Annotated in this window: 19 protein-coding genes; 4 read left to right on the forward strand and 15 right to left on the reverse strand. The window is 31.8% G+C overall.

Going from position 1 to position 14,354, the window contains the following annotated elements; genetic code table 11:
* Positions 1-193: 193 nt before the first annotated feature.
* Positions 194-586 (forward strand): arsenate reductase family protein, encoded by a 393-nt coding sequence (locus tag ACW5R3_RS09805; RefSeq protein ID WP_456576837.1) that lies wholly within the window; start codon positions 194-196, stop codon positions 584-586.
* Positions 587-787: 201 nt separating this feature from the next.
* Here the strand turns inward: ACW5R3_RS09805 and ACW5R3_RS09810 are convergent, their stop codons facing one another.
* From ACW5R3_RS09810 to ACW5R3_RS09840, 7 genes are all read right to left on the reverse strand, one after another.
* Positions 788-946 (reverse strand): hypothetical protein, encoded by a 159-nt coding sequence (locus ACW5R3_RS09810; protein WP_456576838.1) that lies wholly within the window; start codon positions 944-946, stop codon positions 788-790.
* A 46-nt stretch (positions 947-992) separates the two neighbouring features.
* Positions 993-1,151: a DUF1328 family protein gene (locus ACW5R3_RS09815; RefSeq protein ID WP_456576839.1), complete on the reverse strand. Its 159-nt coding sequence runs from the start codon at positions 1,149-1,151 to the stop codon at positions 993-995.
* 204 nt (positions 1,152-1,355) lie between these two features.
* The gene (locus ACW5R3_RS09820; protein ID WP_456576840.1) at positions 1,356-1,805 is read right to left on the reverse strand and encodes a ferritin-like domain-containing protein; all 450 of its coding nucleotides are present in this window, start codon (positions 1,803-1,805) and stop codon (positions 1,356-1,358) included.
* Positions 1,806-2,007: 202 nt separating this feature from the next.
* Entirely contained in the window at positions 2,008-2,442 is a 435-nt protein-coding gene (locus tag ACW5R3_RS09825) for a hemerythrin domain-containing protein (RefSeq protein ID WP_456576841.1), read from the reverse strand.
* A 47-nt stretch (positions 2,443-2,489) separates the two neighbouring features.
* A complete protein-coding gene (locus tag ACW5R3_RS09830) occupies positions 2,490-2,699 on the reverse strand; it encodes a hypothetical protein (RefSeq protein ID WP_456576842.1) in 210 nt (69 codons plus the stop codon).
* Between the two features lie 39 nt (positions 2,700-2,738).
* The gene (locus ACW5R3_RS09835; RefSeq protein WP_456576843.1) at positions 2,739-3,095 is read right to left on the reverse strand and encodes a hypothetical protein; all 357 of its coding nucleotides are present in this window, start codon (positions 3,093-3,095) and stop codon (positions 2,739-2,741) included.
* 6 nt (positions 3,096-3,101) lie between these two features.
* Positions 3,102-3,431 (reverse strand): YtxH domain-containing protein, encoded by a 330-nt coding sequence (locus ACW5R3_RS09840; protein ID WP_456576844.1) that lies wholly within the window; start codon positions 3,429-3,431, stop codon positions 3,102-3,104.
* A gap of 197 nt (positions 3,432-3,628) precedes the next feature.
* On the opposite strand from ACW5R3_RS09840, the gene ACW5R3_RS09845 reads away from it, so the two are divergent.
* Both ACW5R3_RS09845 and ACW5R3_RS09850 read left to right on the forward strand, forming a co-directional pair.
* On the forward strand, positions 3,629-4,993 hold the full coding sequence (locus tag ACW5R3_RS09845; RefSeq protein ID WP_456576845.1) for an NAD-dependent succinate-semialdehyde dehydrogenase: 1,365 nt from the start codon (positions 3,629-3,631) through the stop codon (positions 4,991-4,993).
* 11 nt (positions 4,994-5,004) lie between these two features.
* On the forward strand, positions 5,005-5,157 hold the full coding sequence (locus ACW5R3_RS09850; RefSeq protein ID WP_456576846.1) for a hypothetical protein: 153 nt from the start codon (positions 5,005-5,007) through the stop codon (positions 5,155-5,157).
* A gap of 104 nt (positions 5,158-5,261) precedes the next feature.
* On the opposite strand, the gene ACW5R3_RS09855 is transcribed toward ACW5R3_RS09850, so the two are convergent.
* From ACW5R3_RS09855 to ACW5R3_RS09885, 7 genes are all read right to left on the reverse strand, one after another.
* A complete protein-coding gene (locus tag ACW5R3_RS09855; protein ID WP_456576847.1) occupies positions 5,262-5,774 on the reverse strand; it encodes a pyridoxamine 5'-phosphate oxidase family protein in 513 nt (170 codons plus the stop codon).
* 24 nt (positions 5,775-5,798) lie between these two features.
* Complete coding sequence (locus ACW5R3_RS09860) at positions 5,799-6,827, reverse strand: helix-turn-helix transcriptional regulator (protein WP_456576848.1); 1,029 nt, start codon at positions 6,825-6,827, stop codon at positions 5,799-5,801.
* A 263-nt stretch (positions 6,828-7,090) separates the two neighbouring features.
* A complete protein-coding gene (locus ACW5R3_RS09865; protein WP_456576849.1) occupies positions 7,091-9,685 on the reverse strand; it encodes an ATP-binding protein in 2,595 nt (864 codons plus the stop codon).
* A gap of 6 nt (positions 9,686-9,691) precedes the next feature.
* On the reverse strand, positions 9,692-10,138 hold the full coding sequence (locus tag ACW5R3_RS09870) for a response regulator (protein WP_456576850.1): 447 nt from the start codon (positions 10,136-10,138) through the stop codon (positions 9,692-9,694).
* 24 nt (positions 10,139-10,162) lie between these two features.
* Positions 10,163-10,702, reverse strand: a complete 540-nt coding sequence (locus ACW5R3_RS09875; protein WP_456576851.1) for a helix-turn-helix domain-containing protein — start codon at positions 10,700-10,702, stop codon at positions 10,163-10,165.
* Positions 10,703-10,905: 203 nt separating this feature from the next.
* Positions 10,906-11,547, reverse strand: a complete 642-nt coding sequence (locus tag ACW5R3_RS09880) for an NADPH-dependent F420 reductase (RefSeq protein ID WP_456576852.1) — start codon at positions 11,545-11,547, stop codon at positions 10,906-10,908.
* A gap of 25 nt (positions 11,548-11,572) precedes the next feature.
* Positions 11,573-12,178, reverse strand: coding sequence for a nitroreductase family protein (locus ACW5R3_RS09885; protein ID WP_456576853.1), 606 nt, complete (start codon positions 12,176-12,178; stop codon positions 11,573-11,575).
* A gap of 205 nt (positions 12,179-12,383) precedes the next feature.
* Here ACW5R3_RS09885 and ACW5R3_RS09890 point away from each other — a divergent pair, with 205 nt between their 5' ends.
* Complete coding sequence (locus tag ACW5R3_RS09890) at positions 12,384-13,349, forward strand: lipid A-modifier LpxR family protein (protein ID WP_456576854.1); 966 nt, start codon at positions 12,384-12,386, stop codon at positions 13,347-13,349.
* On the opposite strand, the gene ACW5R3_RS09895 is transcribed toward ACW5R3_RS09890, so the two are convergent.
* Complete coding sequence (locus tag ACW5R3_RS09895; RefSeq protein WP_456576855.1) at positions 13,339-14,349, reverse strand: AI-2E family transporter; 1,011 nt, start codon at positions 14,347-14,349, stop codon at positions 13,339-13,341. The genes ACW5R3_RS09890 and ACW5R3_RS09895 overlap by 11 nt on opposite strands.
* Positions 14,350-14,354: the final 5 nt, after the last annotated feature.

Raw genomic sequence — 14,354 nt, forward strand, 5'->3', positions numbered from 1 at the left:
AAACCTTTCAAAAATCTTATTAAAAGTTATTATACTACTATTTGTTTTTCTGATACCCTAAAGTCCTCTAGCTTACTAAAATCACTCCTTACTCCTTTGTTTTGCAATAATGATTTGTGTTAATAATTAATTGGTTTCAGTTAGAGTAACTCCTTTTTTACGAATAGATTTACGTAAACTACAATAACAAGTTATGGGAACAATTGCAACAGAAAAAGAAAAAGTCATTTTATACTATAATTCCGAAAACTCTTTAGGAAAACAAGCTTACAGCTATGTAAACACCTCTAACCGTGATGTATTAGCAATAGATATTTCTAAAACTAAAGTAACAGGAACACAATGGATTGAAATTTCAGAAAAACTAGAAAAACCACTCTCCAATTTGATTAACACTGAACATCCTGATTTTCAGAAAAACTACGATACAGATAACGCTTCATTATCGGAAGATGATTGGATTAAAATCCTCCAAAACCATCCAACTAGCCTAAGGTGCCCTATTTTGGTGAACGGAGAAACCTTTCATTTGATTGAAACACCATCTGAAATTTCAAAATATTTTGACAAAGAGTCTCAAAATTAGAACTCTTAAGTATTAAGTATTCATAAAAGGTATAATTCTAGAGAGATTAGAATTATACCTTTTGTTTTGTTTATTAGCACCATCATACTTACATATTTCAATAAAACCATACATAAATAAAGCAGGTTATTTACTTACGTAAACACCTGCTTTAATACTAACCAAAATACGACTTTTGGAAGTTAATTACTTTCAAATATCTTAATCTACAGCATCTTCTACATCATCGGCAACATCTTCTGCTGCGTCACCTACATCATCGGCAACATCTTCAATACTGTCATTTTTTTGCTCTCTACAGCTTGGTAATACTAAGGACATACTGAATGCCACTAAAAATATATAAAGAAATTTTCTCATAATAAATGGTTTTTAGATTGTTAATTGGTTTAAAGTTTATAGGTTATTAAACCTTTCTTCCTCGAATAAGAGAAATAATAAATAGTACAATAAAAATAAAGAATAATACTTTTGCTATTCCTGCTGCTCCAGCGGCGATACCACCAAAACCTAAAATTCCGGCTATAATAGCCAAGACTATAAATATAATTGTCCAACGTAACATAGTAATATGGTTTTAAGGTTAATAAATTAGAAATCTGATTATCAAACTTCTATACTATAAAGATAATGCTACAACACTGATAGCCTTAGCTCTATCCAATATGCCTTTAACTCAAATAAATACGAGTTATAACTCAGTAAACATCTTAGTTTAAACAAAAAAAAGAAGCCTAATTGGCTTCTTTTTTATAATGAGCTTAATTAATTATCTAATATCTTCTAATCCCTTAATTGTGTTAAGCTCTTGTGAAATGGTGTTTTTTTGTTTTAATACTAGATCTCTAGTAGATGTTGGCAAGCTAGATTCGTTAAGAACCTCATCATACTCTTCTACCGATGCTTTTTCACCACGAATAGCTTCCTCAAGCATAGACTCTGCATTATCCGATGAGAATACAGCTTTTACATCCATCCAAGCACGGTGAGCTGTTCCGGTAGCACTACCGCTATTTTCTGGTTCTTGACCAAAATTTTTAATTTCAGATTTCAGTTCATGACCAAAATCATAACGCTCCGCTCCTTTACGGCTAAAAAAGTTTTTTAGCGCTGTGTTATCTGTATGTTCTGCAGCTTTTTTATAGCCTTTTTCAGCATCATAATTTTTCTCTAATAATGCATTCAATTTATTTCCTACTTCTTCTGTGTATGTGTTCATAATATTACTAATTTTTATGTGATGGGTAACTTTTTTAATGATGCCTACCTTATAACATCCAATCATGACTAAATCAATGATTTATTATAAAGATACGAGCTCTAATGAGTAAAAATTACCTGTAAAAATTTTAAAATTGCTTCAAAAAAAATGCGGTTAATCTGTAAAAGAATTAACCGCATTTTTAACAGGGAAATACTGCTTATAAATTAGTTTTCATATACGTATTATAAGAACCTGCTAATGTTTGTTTTTGATTTTCGCTAAACACCTTGCCTGCTAATTGAAAAAAAGCATGCTCTTCATCTTCCAGATGGTGTTCTACTTTATCTTTTAAGTTTTTAGCAATTTTTAACCAGGCTGACGAATCCATTTCAGTGTCTTCCAACTGTTCAATTAATTCATCAATTTCATGATGTTCTGCTATGCCATGCCTTGCATGTTCTTGCATCATGTCATTACTTATAAGTGGCTTATAAAAATGACGTTCTTCAGCTTCTGCATGAATAGTTAACTGTTTTTTTATAGCCTCAAATAACGTTGTTCGTTTAGAGGTATCACCTGATGTTTCAACAAGTTTACTTAATAAATTACGTTGTGTATCATGGTCTTCGCGTATGGCTTCAAAAATGGTCATATTCTTTAGGTTTAAATGGTTAATTTTCTGTACTAAAAACAGATTAATTAGTGTTTTGTAAATAGTTTTCTAAATAAAACAAAAACACCGTATTTACTAGCTCCTTTAATAATGGGCTCTACCCAATTATAAGGTCTAAATTCATCTTTTATTTCTGTTTTGAGTATTTTTAATTCCTCCCAAGCAATTTTTCGTTCTAAATTCAAACGTTTTAAATCGGCTTCTAGATCATCAAAATTTGTGTAGGATGGTTTCATAGTTAAATTCTTTTTCAAGCAATTTTTAATTCTTGCGTATTATATATCTTCAGAGAAAAATTTTGCCCCCATTTTCTTTATAACATAGGTATTTATAGAAGCTCTTAGTAAGTAAACCAAAACGCCAATTAGTAAATAAACACCTGCCACAGTTACATATCCTAAAGCCAAACTATTAAATAGATCGCCCAAACTTACAGCTGCAGCAATAGAGCCAAAAATAAAAGCCAAAATAAATAGTGAACCTATAATGAGTAGTTTAGCAACAACACTAACTGTGAAGGCTAACTGCTGAAAAAGCTTTAGTTTAAAATATTGGTGAGAGGTCTTTAGATATTTCTCACCAATATCTCCAGCTTTATCCGTTTTTTCTCCTATAGACTCAAAAACATTCATAATTTCTTAGGCTTTTTGGTATTTCTTATTCTTAGCTTTTAAATCTTTCAGTTTAGCTTCTAGAGTTGTTATAACATCATCAGCTTTATAACTCACGTCTGAAACTATAGATTCCATTTTATCTTCAAGCGTATGTTTTTCTGCGCTTACACTAGTAGCTACTCGCTCTCTTAAATCGGCTGCCGATGATGCCAAACGTGCTTTTTGAGAATCTGCTTCATCTGCTATACGTTGTCTTGTTACGCTTCCTTTATCTGGTGCAAATAAAATTCCTAAAACTGCACCTACTGCAGCTCCAGCTAAAACACCTAGTCCTGTACTTCCATTATTAGTCATAATTATATCTTTTTTTTAGTTAAACAATAGTTTTTAATTACTTCAAATATCATGATTATTAACGCCTTACATTGACGCTAAACGTTTTAAGATTGACTGAAAACAAATTCAGTATTCGGGTTAATTATTTTATGAAATAGGCGCGTATGAAAATCATAAAATATTTATCTTGAAGCATCTTATTAAATTTAAAACTCATGAGTGAAACAATAACAACAAAAAACCCATTTAATGGTAACTCACTAAAAAACTACGCGCTTTTTACAGATAAACAAGTAGCCGACTATATAGATCAAGCTGATAAAACTTTTCAGGAATGGAAAACAACTAATATTTCTGAACGCGTAGCGCTTTTTAAAACGCTTACAGAAAAACTTATAGAGAATAAAGAGAGCTATAGCGAATTAATGACCCTTGAAATGGGAAAACCCATTACTCAAAGTCAATCTGAAGTTGAAAAATGTGCCCTTCTAGCCGATTTTTACATGGCCAATGCGGAAGATTTTTTAGCTGACGAATTAATTAAAACAGATGCCTCTGAAAGCTTTATAAGTTATGACCCATTAGGATGTATTTTAGGTATTATGCCTTGGAACTATCCCTTTTGGCAAGTACTACGCTTTGCTGTACCTACTATATTAGCAGGTAACACTGTTTTACTAAAGCATGCTGCCAATGTAACAGGCTGTGCTTTAGCTATAGAAAACTTGTTTAAAGACAGTGGATTTCCTGAAGGCTGCTTTCAGACTTTAGTTGTAAACCATAATCAAATTGAAACCTTAATTGCCGATAAACGCATACAAGCTGTATCCTTAACAGGTAGCGAAAAAGCAGGAAGACATATTGCCGAAATAGCTGGGAAAAACCTTAAAAAAACAGTACTGGAATTAGGTGGTAATAATGCCTGTATTGTGCTATCTGATGCAGACTTAGACACCTACTTAGATACCATGGTTCAAGCACGTATGCAAAATACCGGACAAAGTTGTATTGCTGCAAAACGTTTTATTGTGGAAGCACCAATCTATGATACTTTTATAGAAAAGTTTAAAACTAAAGTTTCAAACCTTAAAATTGGAAATCCTTTAGATGAAGACACCGAATTAAGTGTTTTAGCACGAGAAGATTTAGCAGAAACTCTGAAAGATCAAGTATCAGAATCGGTAAATAAAGGTGCAAAAGTACTACTTGGTAATACCAGTGAAAATGCATTTTTTGAGCCAACAATTCTAACCGATGTCAAACCAGGAATGCCTGTTTTTGACCAAGAAACGTTTGGACCAGTTGCTGCCATTATAAAAGCTAAAAATGCAGAAGAAGCCTACTTGCTTGCTACAAAATCTGATTTTGGGTTAGGCTGTATGGTTTTTACAAGCAATACCGATGCTGCTAAACATCAAATTAGCAACATCCCTGACGGTGCTTTTTTTATAAACAGCCTCGTGAAATCCGATCCAAGATTACCATTTGGTGGAACTAAAGCCTCTGGATATGGTAGAGAATTATCTATTGAAGGAATACACGAATTTGTAAACAAGAAAACCGTATTTATTAACCTTTAAAATTAAAAATTATGCCAGTATTAAAAGATGAAGATTCAAATAGAGAAGATTATTTACTACAAGATGATAAAAAAACCGTTTTTACAGCTTCTTTTGTAATTGCGGCATTAGTCATTCTCGTTTTAGCTGTAGTTGTTTCAGGACTATATTTTGAATGGTTTTAAACCTTAAAACTAAAAATGACCACTATAAACATTAACTAATAGCAAAAAGCACCATTTTATAAAAATGGTGCTTTTTGCTATTAGTTATATTAAATTACTTAATACTAATGATTTTGTAGATTAATATGCCCTTTATTCCCAAGGTCGGGTGTGTTTTCAGTAATGGTTCCTTCTACAATTTTAAAAAAGGACACCAATTTACTCTGCTGGGAATCCCAATAATATGCGTTTTCCATATTTACATTCAATAAAGCCAAATTTTCATCACCCTTACCATTAAACCAGGTATTAAGAACAGGACTCCAAAGCTCATCAACTTTATTAGCATCTATTATATGCGTAGCATTTCCATGAATTGAAATATAACGTTTCTTGGAATCGTCAGAATAAATGATTTGTACACGATTATCTTTTTCAATATCGGCAAAATGACTACTAGATTTCGATGTGAAAAACCATAAATCACCTTGATCATCCATTTGCTGTAAGCTCATAGGACAGACAGAAAAAGGAATTTTTTCTAACTGAGTGGCTAACATAACAGTCTTTGGTGTTTCCAGTAAATCCCGCATTTTATCCAATCCGTTTTTATCTTTCGTATAATTTATTGTACTCATAATTGCTGTTTTTTTTGTGAATAATTAGGCAGATATAGCCATATCGCGTTGTGCAAACTTGTAATCTTTAGGACTACAGTTGTATTTTTCTTTAAATATTTTAGAAAAATAACTACGACTTGTTAAACCAATTGTATAAACAACTTCAGAAATATTCATATCTGTATTCTTTAATAACACCTCGGCTTTTTTAATACGGACCTCTCTAATATATTCGGTAACAGTATGGCCATGCATTAGTTTAAACCCTTCTTGTAATTTTGAAGGCGATAAACCAAACTTCCCATATAACTGAGTTATGGTAATTTGTGTTTCAGAATTTTCATTTACAAAATTAGAAACCTCTTTAATAGTTTCCATTTCAGATACACTTAACGATCCTGTATTTAAATCTTTTCGTTTTAAATCATCTGAATGTTGTTGTATCTCTAAAGCAAGAATAACATGAACTAACCCATTTACCAACAGACTTCTTACTAAGCCTTTTTGGGTAATAGCATTTAATTGCTCTATTTTTTCTGATATTTTAAGATTATGAGAACCAATGTATACAAAATTAGTTGCTTCGGTGTCTTTAAAGAAAGTTTCACGCAGCTTACTTTTTAAACTTTTCGTTTCTGATTCACTATCTGCCTTAGTTGTTTGAACAGAAATAAGTGTTGTTTTTAACTGTTCATCTTTTTTAAAATATAACAGGTTCTCTTCAGCTTTTCTACTTGTTAGTATACCCGTTTGAAAGCTATCTAAATAGCGCTTATCGCCATGTTCTCCAAAACTATGACCCAATTGCCCTTTTGAGCAGTATGCAAAGTAAATAGGGTTCTTATCACTTGTGTTAATAGATAGAACTAAATCATGAGAAAAAACCATATCGAATTCTAAATAGGAAATCCCTCCTTTTAAAGGCACCCCTTTTATACTTCCTTTACCTAATTCACTGTCTATTTTTAAAATATGCTCTTTATATTCTGTTGTCAATTCACCGCCAAAGTTTTTTTGTAACTGTTGGAAAGTGGCTTTCATAGTTTTGGCTTCTAAATGTGCAGTTTTCATAAGGTCGTATTTTAAATTAGTAAATTATTTTCTTTAGTTAAGTATCAGTTTTAACAACTTATACTAATTGTTTTTTTGATACTGTAAAGATCGATTAACTAAGACCGTTTGCTGTTACACAATTTTAGCTTTGTGTTATACAATTTTATGATTTAGAACTAAAACAACTGATAATTAAGAATTTACGAAAGAACACATTTTATATTAGCTTAAAATAATACAATAACTCTTATTATCTAAGACTAGGCTAATTACGACTGTAATTATATAGGTAAGTAAATTTTAAACTGGGTACCTTTCCCCAATTCACTAGTAGCATATATGTATCCGCTATGATTTTCAACTATTTTTTTACAAATAGCTAGACCAATACCTGTACCAGAATATTCATTTTTTTGATGTAATCGTTGAAAGACTTCAAATATCTTTTCAGAAAATTTAGGATCAAATCCTATTCCGTTATCTGAAAATGTAATTTGATAATACTGCAGGCTCATTACCTGAACGTCTTTTGGAAGCATATCTGCCGTTATTTTCTTGGCCGAAATATCTATCTGTGGAGCCTCGGTAGTATTTTTATATTTTAAGGCGTTAGACATTAAATTAGCAAACAATTGTTCCATTTGAAAGAATATCCCTTTTAAATTGGGGAGTTTAGAAACAGTAATAGTGGCTTCCGTATTTTTTATGGTGGTAGCTAAATCTTCTTGAACTTTTTCTAATACCTCATTTAAATCTACCTGTTCTAAATCGGTTTGGCTACTATCAATTCTTGAATAGGCTAATAAATTTTGAATTAATGCTTGCATACGCAAGGCAGCACTTTTAACTTTAATAAAATATGTGCTACTCTTTTCTGAGAAAGAATAACTATCTAAATCCTCTATACGCGAGATAAACAATTGTATTTTACGTAATGGCTCCTGTAAATCATGACTTGCAACTCGGTTAAAAGATTCTAGCTCGGCATTACTTTGCTGTAGCTCTAAGTTACTTTTTCGTAATTCTTCAGCAGCCAAAACAGTATGCGTAACATCCTGTACAACACCAATCATAAACGTCTTATCGTATTTCGTAATAAGCTGTCCGTTAGTTTTTAAATATTTTAGATTACCTTTTTTAGTAAAAATTCTATATACATACTCATCGGAAATAATCCCTTCTATAGACTCTTTCGATTTCAAGTCGTAAAGTTCCAAATCGTCTGGATGAATAAACTCTCTAAACCTATTAACCGTGAGTACAACATTTTCGGACTCATAGCCTAACATACTATAAAAGTTATCGGATATCTCTATAGAATCTTCACCTTTGTACCATAAAAAACTGCCTATTTTAGCAATACGTTCGGCATCTGTTAAAATAGAGTTTCTTATAACCAATTGTTCGTTTAACACTGAAAGCTCATCGGACTTTTCTTTTTCTTCAGTAACTTCTCTAACCGTAGTGGTTACACCATCGCCTAGACGTATGGCTGTAACATTAAACCATTTAGTTTCACCATTTATTTCATAAGGTATTACAAACTCTGAAGGCTTATTTCCTTCAATGGCTTTAATAAGATTTTTAAAAATGGCTGTTTCAAAAAACTCCGGATAAAGTTCTGAAAGGTTTTTATCTTTTAATTGTTCTGGGCTATTTCCTGTAAAAGTTGATACTTTTTCATTTACGAACAAAATTTTAAAATCTACAACTTCATTGTTGGTATCTCTAATACTTTTAAAGTGTAAAACAACGTGAGATATGCTTTTGAAAATATTGGCTAATAACGCCCGGTTATCTAATAGTTTTAAATTTTGATTTTCTAAGCGACGTTTTAAGTTTAATTGTATCTGTTTCGCTTTTTCTTCAGCTGTAGAATTTCTTGCGGTAATTAAAACCCCATTAGATAAAGGTGTAACAAGAGAATGAAACCACATATCCTGTCCCTCTAAGTTTATCTTGCTATCAAACTTCACTTTGGTATTATTTAAATAACAAGTTTTTAGGTTCTCAAAATCTTGAGTATTTTTTAAAAATGGAAAAAGGCTTAATAAATTAAGACCTATCATTTCATCTGGATTTAATCCAAAATAATCTTGATTACACTGATTGGCAAATATCACCCTAAAATCTACCAATTCATCAGCTTCGTTAAATATGGGTTCGTAGTAATTAACCACATTATCAGTAGTAGCTAAAACACTTTTTAGAAAATTTTCTGATTCTCGAATTCGTGCTTTGTTTCTATAAATTCTTAAGAAAGAAAGTATAAATATTAATAAAGCTAAAAGCGCGAGCGATAATAAGGTAATTGGTGTGATTGATTTATTTGAGGCGTAAGCTTCTTTACGAACCTCCATAAGGCGCTGCTCCTCTTTTAACATGTCGTTTTTAACATGTCGCATTTGATAAAGCGTAATACTAATTATAGATTTTTGAGCATCTCTATACTTATTAAGTGCGGCATTATTTTCAAAACTAGTTTGATCAAACTCTTCTAATTGATCATATAACTCATACAAAAATCCCTTTAAAATAAACAAGCGTTCTACCTGCTTAGGGTTTCCTTTTATTAAGTCTTGTAAACTATCTAATAAAACTTGCCCCTCAGTCTTGTACTCTTTTAATAAAACACTGTTTTTTTCCGATTTTTGTAACTGATTACGAAACTCTTCAGAATCTGCCTGGGTAAAATGTGTAGTTAATAAACCAATTCCATTATAAGTCTGTAAGGAATGTGAAATCATTTCAGACGATTTCTGCATGAGTAATACTTGCTGATAAGCCATAATTGATGTAAACACAAGCAACACCAAGGCTATTACAGTTAATACTATATAGGTTTTTGAATTGGTATAAACATTTTTAAAATCCATAGCTTTTTAGATACGGAAGAGAAACGTTTCTTTATTTAAATTAGACGTGTGATACTGCCAGTTAAGCTGTAGTACTTTCTCTACCACTTCTCGCAATTTACTAAAGTTATTGGGCTTATTTACATAAATATTTGCCCCATTTAAAAAAGTGTCCTCAATATCTGTTTCTGATGAAGATGTGGAGTAAATAGCTACACATAAGTCTTTTAACCGAGGATTATTTCTAATTTCTACCAAGCACTGCTTGCCATCTTTAATAGGCATGTTAAGATCTAAAAAAATAAGATTTGGCAGTATAATATTGGGTAAATTTAAATAATCCATGAGCTCTTGCCCATGATTAAATAGCGATAATTTAGTACGAATTTCAATATCGTCAATGGCTTCATTAAACAACATTCTGTCATCTTCATCATCATCTGCTAATGCAATGTTTAATAGCATATCGCTCATATCGGTCTCTGGATTAAAAATTTATTATTTTTTGTTTTTCATTATTTTCTGAAAACTACTAGGCGTTAACCCTGTTGTTTTTTTAAACTGTCCTGATAAATGCGCTACACTACTATAATCTAATTGATAAGCTATTTCGGTAAGTGTTAAATTTGAATTACAAATACGATCCTTTACTAAATCTACTTTTTTTAGAATCATATAATTCTCAATAGAAGTATATGTGTTTTCAGAAAACACAGTAGACAAATGTGCATAGGAATAATGAAGACTATCAGACAAATAACTCGATACTTTAACGGTTCTTAAATCTGCATTATTCAGCATATCGTCAATCGTATTTTTTATACGCTCTACTAGAGTTTCTTTCTGATTTGAAACAATTTGAATCCCATATTTACTTAAAGCAATTTCTAATGCTTCATGCTGACTTTCAGTTAAATCTGTTGAAATCTCTACTTCACCAACACTAGTAAGCTTATAAGCAATATCCAAATTTTCTAACTGTTCTTTAAGAACGGCTTTACAAATTATATCATAATCATACTTAACAAAAAGTGTCATAAAATAGTACTCCGTATTATAGTTTTTTCAGAAGTTTAAAGATATTCATTTTAGCAATACAAATTACCAATAAGGTCATAATTTATTTAAGCCATTACACATGCATAAACATCAGACCTAAACATCTAAAAAACTATGTTTTAGTCTATAAAAAAAGAGGCTATTAGCTAGCCTCTTTCTTAATTTAAACAACACTGAATTGCTTATGCCGATCGTGAAGCATCAACAATGTATTGCAAATAGTCTCTTGTTAGTGTTTTCCCATAAATTGCATGGTCTGGATCCATAATCTCAGAATCACTCAAACTTCCAATATATAAAGGGTCAAATCCAATATCTCTAATTAGCTGACTACCAATTTTTTTACTTTCTTCGTCTTGCGCCGCATAAGGAACTGCTATTTTTTCCGAATTTTTAAAGGCCTCATGCTCTAAGTCTTCAGCTTTAATTGTATTAAAAGCTTTAACTGTTTTAGCCGTGTTAAATTTCATAGCTGTATATTCTGAAGCATTGTAATTGGCTTCACGTACATCTTTAGCCATTTCACCATCGCGTTCTGGATATGGGTTTGTAGCATCTATAATAACTTTATTCCCATATTCTCCTGCATAAAGTTCTGCTATCTTATCAATTGCCTCAAAAGGAGTTGCTAATAAATACACATCAGCATTAGCCTCAAAAGCCTCAGTGATACTTACTGCTTGAGCATTCCCTTCGGCTTCTTTTACTAAAGGTTTTAGCATATCGGGATGCCTAGAACTAAACAGAACATCATGTCCTGCCTTAGCCCAATGTTTTCCTAAGTTACCTCCTATGTTTCCGCTTCCTATAATTCCGATTTTCATAATTTTTCTTTTTTATATGTTTATATTATTGTCCCCAGGTATTTTTAAATACAAATTCTTTTTGAGGTTTACGGTTTCGGCTAGCTGTTTCATCTTTTTCTAAGTCGCTAGGCAACAACTCTAAATCCCCACCGTAATACCCTAATGCAATTGCTGAAGTCACATGAAAACCCTGAGGCACTTTAAAATTGTCATGCGCTTTTCTCCAATTCAATCCTGCCATATGATGCAAACCAATACCAAGGTATTGTGCTTGTACGGTCATAGCTCCCAACCCCAATCCTAAATCATGCAAAGCATGAAAATTTTCTTTTCCTGAATTATCCAATTCTTTATAAATTGCTAACATGAGTATCGGGGCATTTGAAGCCCATGATTGGTTAAACTCACTTAAGCAATTAAAAATATCTTGATATGCTTGTGTTCCCTTACGAGCATGAATAAAACGCCAAGGCTGTAAATTATTTGAACTTGCCGACCATCTAACAGCTTCAAAAAGCTGATTTAAATGGATTGGTTTTACAGTTTCCTTTTTAAAAACTCTAGGACTATACCGTTGTTTCAGAAGTGCAAATATTTCAAAATCTGTTTCGGCTATATTTTCTAAACAAATATTTTCTTGGGTTTTCATAGCACGCAGTTTATTAGTGTTTAGGGAGTGTTTTTAGTTCAGTTGCAAATTATTAATTATGTGCAATCTCCCTTAACCGTATCCCCAAAATTATTAATTCAATAAAAAAATGAAATGCACTGTAATTGAGTTAATAAAAAATTCATACAAGCAGATTTAATAGGAGCTTACAGTATAATTTTGACTTTCATTAAAACAACATATTATGATAAAAAAGATACTACTAAGCGCTTTTTTCCTAAGCGCATTACTTAATTTTTCGCAAGAAAATGTAAGTTTTAATAGCGAAATAGAATTAGCTACAGACAATGATTTTTTTGTAATCTACAATACATCAGACAGAAACTATACCTATGGAGTAAGCGCTAGATATAGATGGAAAGCCAATGAAACCAATTTTATAAGTGGCTTATTTAGTAATAAGCTAGGCCAGTCTTTTATAGCAGGAGCGAATATTGAAGCTTATACCCCCAATTACAGAAATGATGGTGATCAAGACGATGAGATAATTGAAAGACCATACGCTGGCTGGAGTTATATTGAATTTCACAGCAATTACATTTTTGATAAATCGTATTTAAATATAGGAACGGAAATCGGTATATTAGGGCGAGCGTCTCAAGCCGGTGCTTTACAAAATTACTTTCATGAAAACATTTCTGGTGATGAAACAGTTGATTGGAGCGAACAATTACCAAATCAGTTTGGAATTAATATTCTAGGAACCTATGCTCACGAAATTTATAGCTTAGGATTCATTGACACCTATGCTTCTGTTGACGCATCAATTGGTAATATAAATACGTATTTATGGCCTAAGATATCTTTCAGACTTGGTCAGTTCAATAAAATCAATGCCTCAATTGCTACTCAAAATGGCTTATTTTCAAATAACAAACAAGCTGAATGGTTTGTAGATTATGGTGCTGGTTTTAGAATTTCAGGATACAATGCAACTATTCAAGGAAATATTTTTAATTCAGATTTATCTAGGCCTAAAACAAAAATTGATCATTATATTTTTACTGCTCATGCCGGAGTTTATTATTCGTATAAGCGATTTGCATTAGCTTTCAACATACAATTCAATACTGGAGAGTTTGACAGAACTCAGAGTCATTCTTTTGGGAGTTTAAAATTACTTTACAGATTTGATAAAGTTAGTTTGTAGTAGCGTATTCTTTTTTATAAATACGAATAATAACCAAGGACAAACTAATCAATAAAGGTCCAAATATTAACCCAATAAAGCCAAATAAAGGAATTCCTATAATAACACCTATCAAGGTAATTAATGGATGAACATCATCTAGTTTTTGAATTACAAACAACCGAATAAGATTATCTGTTGAGCCAACAACTACTATTCCATATATTAAAACGCCCCATGCTGCAAAATTATCACCACTAGCCATCGTTAAAATAAAAACGGGAAGTGTTCCTAACATATTCCCCACAAATGGAACCATTGAACCTATTGTAACGATTACTGCCCAAAAGAATGGCGCTTCTATACCAAAAATTAAAAAACCTATTAATGCTACAACACCTTGTGCTATTGCAACTAGCGGAATCCCAATAGCATTAGCTCGAACCATGGCATGCATTTCGTTTCCTACAAGCTTTAAATTATCTTTATTAATAGGAATATAGTCCATCAAAGATTCACGCAACTGTTTTCTATTTGTAAACATATAAAACAGCATAAAATACATAATGGATATTGCTATAACAGTATCAAAAGTACCACCAGCTACGTTTTGCAAGTTTTTTGACAACCAACTAGATATTGCTGAGGCATCAATTTGAGAACTTAAATCATACCCAAACTGAGCTTCAATTTCTGTTAATTGTTTTTTAACAATCTTAGTTATACGTTCGGAATTGCTAACAGCTTCAGAAACTTTATTACCTAACATAATAGCAGCTCCTGCTATTGGTAGTAAAATAGAAAAAAATGAAATAACCATTAAAAAAACAGCTGCTAAACTAGCATTCCACCCACGTTTCACCAATTTAGCCATTGTTTTACGTAATAAAACATAAATAGTTATAGCGCCTAAAACACCAGACAAATACGGCATCATTTCCCGAAAAATCAAGGAACATACCAATACAATTAGCAATAGTAAAAATAGCTGACGAATTACTTTTGGTGGAATTATAGTCATAATAG

It is taken from the genome of Algorimicrobium bowmanii (assembly GCF_054031195.1).

Excerpts from the sequence above, each read along its gene's own strand:
- ACW5R3_RS09805 (WP_456576837.1), top strand. The coding sequence starts at position 194 with ATGGGAACAATTGCAACAGAAAAAGAAAAAGTCATTTTATACTATAAT.
- ACW5R3_RS09810 (WP_456576838.1), bottom strand. The coding sequence starts at position 946 with ATGAGAAAATTTCTTTATATATTTTTAGTGGCATTCAGTATGTCCTTA.
- ACW5R3_RS09815 (WP_456576839.1), bottom strand. The coding sequence starts at position 1,151 with ATGTTACGTTGGACAATTATATTTATAGTCTTGGCTATTATAGCCGGA.
- ACW5R3_RS09820 (WP_456576840.1), bottom strand. The coding sequence starts at position 1,805 with ATGAACACATACACAGAAGAAGTAGGAAATAAATTGAATGCATTATTA.
- ACW5R3_RS09825 (WP_456576841.1), bottom strand. The coding sequence starts at position 2,442 with ATGACCATTTTTGAAGCCATACGCGAAGACCATGATACACAACGTAAT.
- ACW5R3_RS09830 (WP_456576842.1), bottom strand. The coding sequence starts at position 2,699 with ATGAAACCATCCTACACAAATTTTGATGATCTAGAAGCCGATTTAAAA.
- ACW5R3_RS09835 (WP_456576843.1), bottom strand. The coding sequence starts at position 3,095 with ATGAATGTTTTTGAGTCTATAGGAGAAAAAACGGATAAAGCTGGAGAT.
- ACW5R3_RS09840 (WP_456576844.1), bottom strand. The coding sequence starts at position 3,431 with ATGACTAATAATGGAAGTACAGGACTAGGTGTTTTAGCTGGAGCTGCA.
- ACW5R3_RS09845 (WP_456576845.1), top strand. The coding sequence starts at position 3,629 with ATGAGTGAAACAATAACAACAAAAAACCCATTTAATGGTAACTCACTA.
- ACW5R3_RS09850 (WP_456576846.1), top strand. The coding sequence starts at position 5,005 with ATGCCAGTATTAAAAGATGAAGATTCAAATAGAGAAGATTATTTACTA.
- ACW5R3_RS09855 (WP_456576847.1), bottom strand. The coding sequence starts at position 5,774 with ATGAGTACAATAAATTATACGAAAGATAAAAACGGATTGGATAAAATG.
- ACW5R3_RS09860 (WP_456576848.1), bottom strand. The coding sequence starts at position 6,827 with ATGAAAACTGCACATTTAGAAGCCAAAACTATGAAAGCCACTTTCCAA.
- ACW5R3_RS09865 (WP_456576849.1), bottom strand. The coding sequence starts at position 9,685 with ATGGATTTTAAAAATGTTTATACCAATTCAAAAACCTATATAGTATTA.
- ACW5R3_RS09870 (WP_456576850.1), bottom strand. The coding sequence starts at position 10,138 with ATGAGCGATATGCTATTAAACATTGCATTAGCAGATGATGATGAAGAT.
- ACW5R3_RS09875 (WP_456576851.1), bottom strand. The coding sequence starts at position 10,702 with ATGACACTTTTTGTTAAGTATGATTATGATATAATTTGTAAAGCCGTT.
- ACW5R3_RS09880 (WP_456576852.1), bottom strand. The coding sequence starts at position 11,547 with ATGAAAATCGGAATTATAGGAAGCGGAAACATAGGAGGTAACTTAGGA.
- ACW5R3_RS09885 (WP_456576853.1), bottom strand. The coding sequence starts at position 12,178 with ATGAAAACCCAAGAAAATATTTGTTTAGAAAATATAGCCGAAACAGAT.
- ACW5R3_RS09890 (WP_456576854.1), top strand. The coding sequence starts at position 12,384 with ATGATAAAAAAGATACTACTAAGCGCTTTTTTCCTAAGCGCATTACTT.
- ACW5R3_RS09895 (WP_456576855.1), bottom strand. The coding sequence starts at position 14,349 with ATGACTATAATTCCACCAAAAGTAATTCGTCAGCTATTTTTACTATTG.